The 4,058-nt window shown below is 65.2% G+C and carries 5 protein-coding genes; 4 read left to right on the top strand and 1 reads right to left on the bottom strand.

The window, feature by feature from the left end:
* The 4 genes from EOA33_RS26705 to EOA33_RS26690 form a co-directional block, all read left to right on the top strand.
* Positions 1–735, top strand: a 735-nt coding sequence (locus EOA33_RS26705) for a branched-chain amino acid ABC transporter permease (RefSeq protein WP_145989293.1), incomplete at its 5' end; no start/stop codon positions are given.
* Positions 732–1,694 (top strand): branched-chain amino acid ABC transporter permease, encoded by a 963-nt coding sequence (locus tag EOA33_RS26700; protein WP_127407000.1) that lies wholly within the window; start codon positions 732–734, stop codon positions 1,692–1,694. The genes EOA33_RS26705 and EOA33_RS26700, both read left to right, overlap by 4 nt.
* Complete coding sequence (locus EOA33_RS26695; RefSeq protein WP_127406999.1) at positions 1,691–2,419, top strand: ABC transporter ATP-binding protein; 729 nt, start codon at positions 1,691–1,693, stop codon at positions 2,417–2,419. Before EOA33_RS26700 ends, EOA33_RS26695 begins: the two co-directional genes overlap by 4 nt.
* A complete protein-coding gene (locus EOA33_RS26690) occupies positions 2,412–3,131 on the top strand; it encodes an ABC transporter ATP-binding protein (RefSeq protein WP_126057013.1) in 720 nt (239 codons plus the stop codon). The genes EOA33_RS26695 and EOA33_RS26690 overlap by 8 nt, the downstream gene beginning before the upstream one ends.
* Positions 3,132–3,136: 5 nt before the next feature.
* On the opposite strand, the gene EOA33_RS26685 is transcribed toward EOA33_RS26690, so the two are convergent.
* On the bottom strand, positions 3,137–4,054 hold the full coding sequence (locus EOA33_RS26685) for an ornithine cyclodeaminase family protein (RefSeq protein WP_127407001.1): 918 nt from the start codon (positions 4,052–4,054) through the stop codon (positions 3,137–3,139).
* Between the last annotated feature and the right edge of the window lie 4 nt (positions 4,055–4,058).

The raw sequence follows: 4,058 nt of genomic DNA, 5'->3' as shown, positions 1-4,058 counted from the left end.
CAGGTACTGGCCTGGGCGATTTCGACGGCGATATCGGGCCATCCTGCGCTCGGCTTCGTCGCCGCGCTGGTCATCGCGCCGCTCATCGTCGGCGCGGTTGCGCTGGTCGCCGAGCGGCTGGTGCTGCGCCGGCTCAATTACAATCCGGAAGCCACCATCGTCGCCACGATCGGTATGCTCTACATCATCCAGCAGCTGGCGCTGACCTTCTACGGCCCGGAGGCGCGCCCGGTCGAGCCGCCCTTCAGCTACCGCATCCTGCTGCCCTGGTTCGGCTATTCCGGCTACAAGCTGTCGGTGGTCGCGGCCTCCGCGCTGCTGCTCGTCGCCACCTGGCTGGTGCTGACTCGGACCAAGGTTGGGCTGCTGATGCGCGCCACCCAGTATGACAGCGAGACCGCGCAGGCCTTCGGCATTCCGGTCGACCGCGTCTATGGCGGCGTCTTCGCGCTCGGCGCCATGCTTGCGGCAATAGCCGCGGTGCTGATCGTGCCGATCAGCCAGGCGCATTATCTGATGGGGCAGGATCCGCTGCTGCTCTCCTTCATCGTCGTCATCATCGGCGGCCTCGGCTCGCTGCGCGGCACCCTCGTCGCCGCCGTGCTGATCGGCCTGTCGGATGGCATCATCTCGATGTTCTTCTCGCCGACGCTGGCCAAGATCATCGCCACGCTTGTCGTTGCCATGGTGCTGGTGTTCCGGCCGCAAGGCCTGTTCGGGACGGCGTCGCGATGACGGAAGCTTCGCCGGCAAAGGCCTATGCGCTGCATCTCGGCGTCATCGCCCTGCTCTTCGCGCTGAGCTTCGTCCTGCCGGACTATCACCACGGCCTCATCGCCCGCATCATGGTGCTGGCGGTCTTCGCTATGGGCTACAATCTGCTGTTCGGCTATGTCGGCCTGCTCAGCCTCGGCCATGCCATGTTCTTCGCCGCCGGCCTCTACGGCGCGGGCTTAAGCGTCTATCATCTCGGCTGGAGCGTGCCGGCCGCCTTCCTGGCCGGCATCGTCTGCGGCGCGCTGCTGGCCCTGGTCATCGGCGTGCTGGCACTGCGCACGTCCGGCGTCGCCTTCATGATCGTCACCATGATGTTCGCGCAGGTGTTTTCGCTGCTCATCCTCTATTTCGCCGTCTGGACCGGCGGCGACCAGGGCCTAGTCGTTCAGCAAGCGGCGCGGGTGCTGACCCTGGGCGGCACGACGCTCGACCTCACCAACCCGACCGTGCGCTACATGAGCGCGCTGGCCCTGTTCTCCATCGTCCTGCTGGCGACGCTTGCCGTCATCCGCTCCCGCTATGGCCGCGTGCTGGTCGCCGTCCGCGAGAACGAGGAACGGACGAAAATGCTCGGCTACGACACCTTCTCCAACAAGCTCGCCGCCGTCGTCGTCTCCGGCACCATCTGCGCGGCCTCGGGCGCCGCCTATGCGCTTCTGTTCGGCTATGTCGGCTCCAGCTTCGCCTCGGTGCAGTATTCCATCCTGCCGCTGCTCTGGGTGCTGCTCGGCGGCGCCGCCACCGCGCTTGGCCCCCTCATCGGCACGCTGTTCATGTACTATGTCACCGACATCACCAGCGGCTTCATCTCGGCCTATCTGCTGATCGTCGGCGTCGCGCTCATCCTGCTGGTGCTGTTCTTCCCGAAGGGGATCATGGGCAGCATCCGCCAGCGCTGGCTCGGGTGGCTGCCATGATGCCGCTTCTGACAACCAAGGGCCTGTCCCGCAATTTCGGTGGCCTGCGCGCCGTCGACAATGTCGACTTCGCGCTGATGCCGGGCGAGATCCGCGCCGTCATCGGTCCCAACGGCGCCGGCAAGACTACCTTCGTCAGCCTGGTCAGCGGCCGCATCCCTCCTTCATCCGGGATGATCGTCTTTGATGGCGCCGATATCACCAGCCTGCCGGCCTACAGACGGGTTCGCCTCGGCGTCGCCTACACCTTCCAGATTACCAGCGTCTTCGCCAATCTCTCCGCCTACGACAATGTCGCTTTGCCGGTGCAGCGTACGCTGACCGACGGACGTTCCAAGGGCGCGGTCAGGGCCGGCGTGATGGCCGCGCTCGAGCGCACCGGCCTTGCCGGTCGCGCCCATATGCCGGCGGGCCAGCTATCCTATGGCCACCAGCGGCTGCTCGAAGTGGCGATGGGTCTGGCGCTGAAGCCGCGCCTCTTGATCCTCGACGAACCGACGCAAGGGTTGGCCGACAGCGAGATCGACAATTTCATCGAGCTCGTGCGCGAGATCGCCAAAAGCGCCACCGTGCTCCTGATCGAGCACAACATGCCGGTCGTCATGCAGCTCGCCGACCGCATCACCGTCTTCAACGCCGGTCGTATCCTCGCCGAAGGCACGCCGGAACAGGTGCGCGGGAATCGCCAGGTGCAGGACGCCTATCTCGGGGCCGGCCATGACTGAGGCAGGCTCCAAGGCGCTGGCCATCTCCGGGCTCGACTGCTTCTACGGCGAGGTCCAGGTCCTCTACGGGCTCGACCTTGTTCTCAACAAGGGCGAGGTGCTTTGCCTGTTCGGCCGCAACGGCGCCGGCAAGACGACCACGCTGAAGGCGATCATGGGCCTGGTTCCGGCGGCGGCCGGCTCGATCAGACTGGACGGCACGGAGCTCACCGGCCTGGCGGCGCACGACGTGCCGAAGGCCGGCGTCGCCTATGTGCCGCAGGGCAGGCGATTGTTCGCCGAGATGACGGTGACGGAAAACATCGAAATCGGCCTGATGACGCGCGGCAAGGGCAAGGCCGTGCGGGAAAATGTCCTCGACCTTTTTCCATTGCTGCGCCAGCGTCTCAGGCAGCGCTCCGGCACGCTGTCCGGCGGCGAGCAGCAGATGCTGGCCATGGCGCGTGCGCTCTGCCTCGAACCGCAGGTGCTGCTGCTTGACGAGCCGACCGAAGGTCTGATGCCGTCGATGATCGCCAAGATCCGCGAGACGGTGGCCAAGCTGCGCGAGCGCGGCGTCTCCACCATTCTTGTCGAGCAGCGCGTCGATGCGGTTCTGTCGGTCGCCGACCGCGTCTGCTTTATCGAGAACGGCCGCAACCGCGAGACGGTTGATGTCGAGCAATTGCGCGCGGATCCGTCGGCGGTCAGGCGGTATGTCGGCGTCGGTTGAAGCCTCTAATCGTCCAGCGCACCGATCGCTTTCGCGCGCACAAATGCCAGGCCGGCAATAGCGAGATCGCCGACCGCCATGCCGCGGAACGCGAACGCCGTTCGCTCACTCGCGCTTTGACGACCCGGCACGTCGCCGCTGACCAAACCGGTCAAGTCGCCGGCGACGAGTTCGGGTCTCACCATGGGTTTGCTCATCTGCGCCTCTTGCACCAAATCGTCTATGACGATGCGATCGAAGATGGCCATGGTTTCGGGTAGCCAAGGCAGGGCCAGGTCGGTCATCGTCGCGAAGACTCCTGCCTTCAGCCATCGGGCATCCAAAAATGGAACGGGCTCGGGTATCAACGTGACTGTCGTCACCACGATGTCGGCGGGTTCGACCGCCGCCTTGGCAGTATCGCTCGGGACTGCTCTGAGACCACGTGTTTCAGCGATCCGGCAGAGTGCTTCACGACTGCCTTTGCTCCGGGCAAAGGCTCGAATCTCCTGCAACGGAAAAAGGTCGGCCAGAACTTCGAGATGACCGCGCGCCTGAACCCCGCATCCGATGAACGCGACGCATGCCGGGTCGGCCCGCGCCAGACGCCGGGCCGCCACGGCGCTTAGACCAGCCGTGCGCTTCGCGGTCACCCAATTGCCGTCGACCACAGCTAGCGGCAGTCCGGTCTCAGCGTCGAGAAGGGTGATCAGCGAGTTAAGCGTTGCAAGTCCCCGCTCGGAATTACGGGGATTGACCACCAGCGACTTGGTCGCCAGTACCCGAGGTTCGGTAGCTACTCCGAGAGTCGCCATGATGTAGCGGTCGTCGCCGGGCAGCACCACCGCCTTGGGCGCACACCATACTTCGCCCCGCCGCTGACCGATGATCTGCCGCTCGATTTCGTCGACCACATCGGACGTCGAAATCGCCAGGCCATCCAGGAAT

It is taken from the genome of Mesorhizobium sp. M4A.F.Ca.ET.050.02.1.1 (assembly GCF_003997725.1).
Lineage (GTDB): Bacteria > Pseudomonadota > Alphaproteobacteria > Rhizobiales > Rhizobiaceae > Mesorhizobium.
The sequence above is the reverse complement of the archived record's forward strand: the minus strand, read 5'-3'. Positions and strand labels throughout refer to the sequence as shown.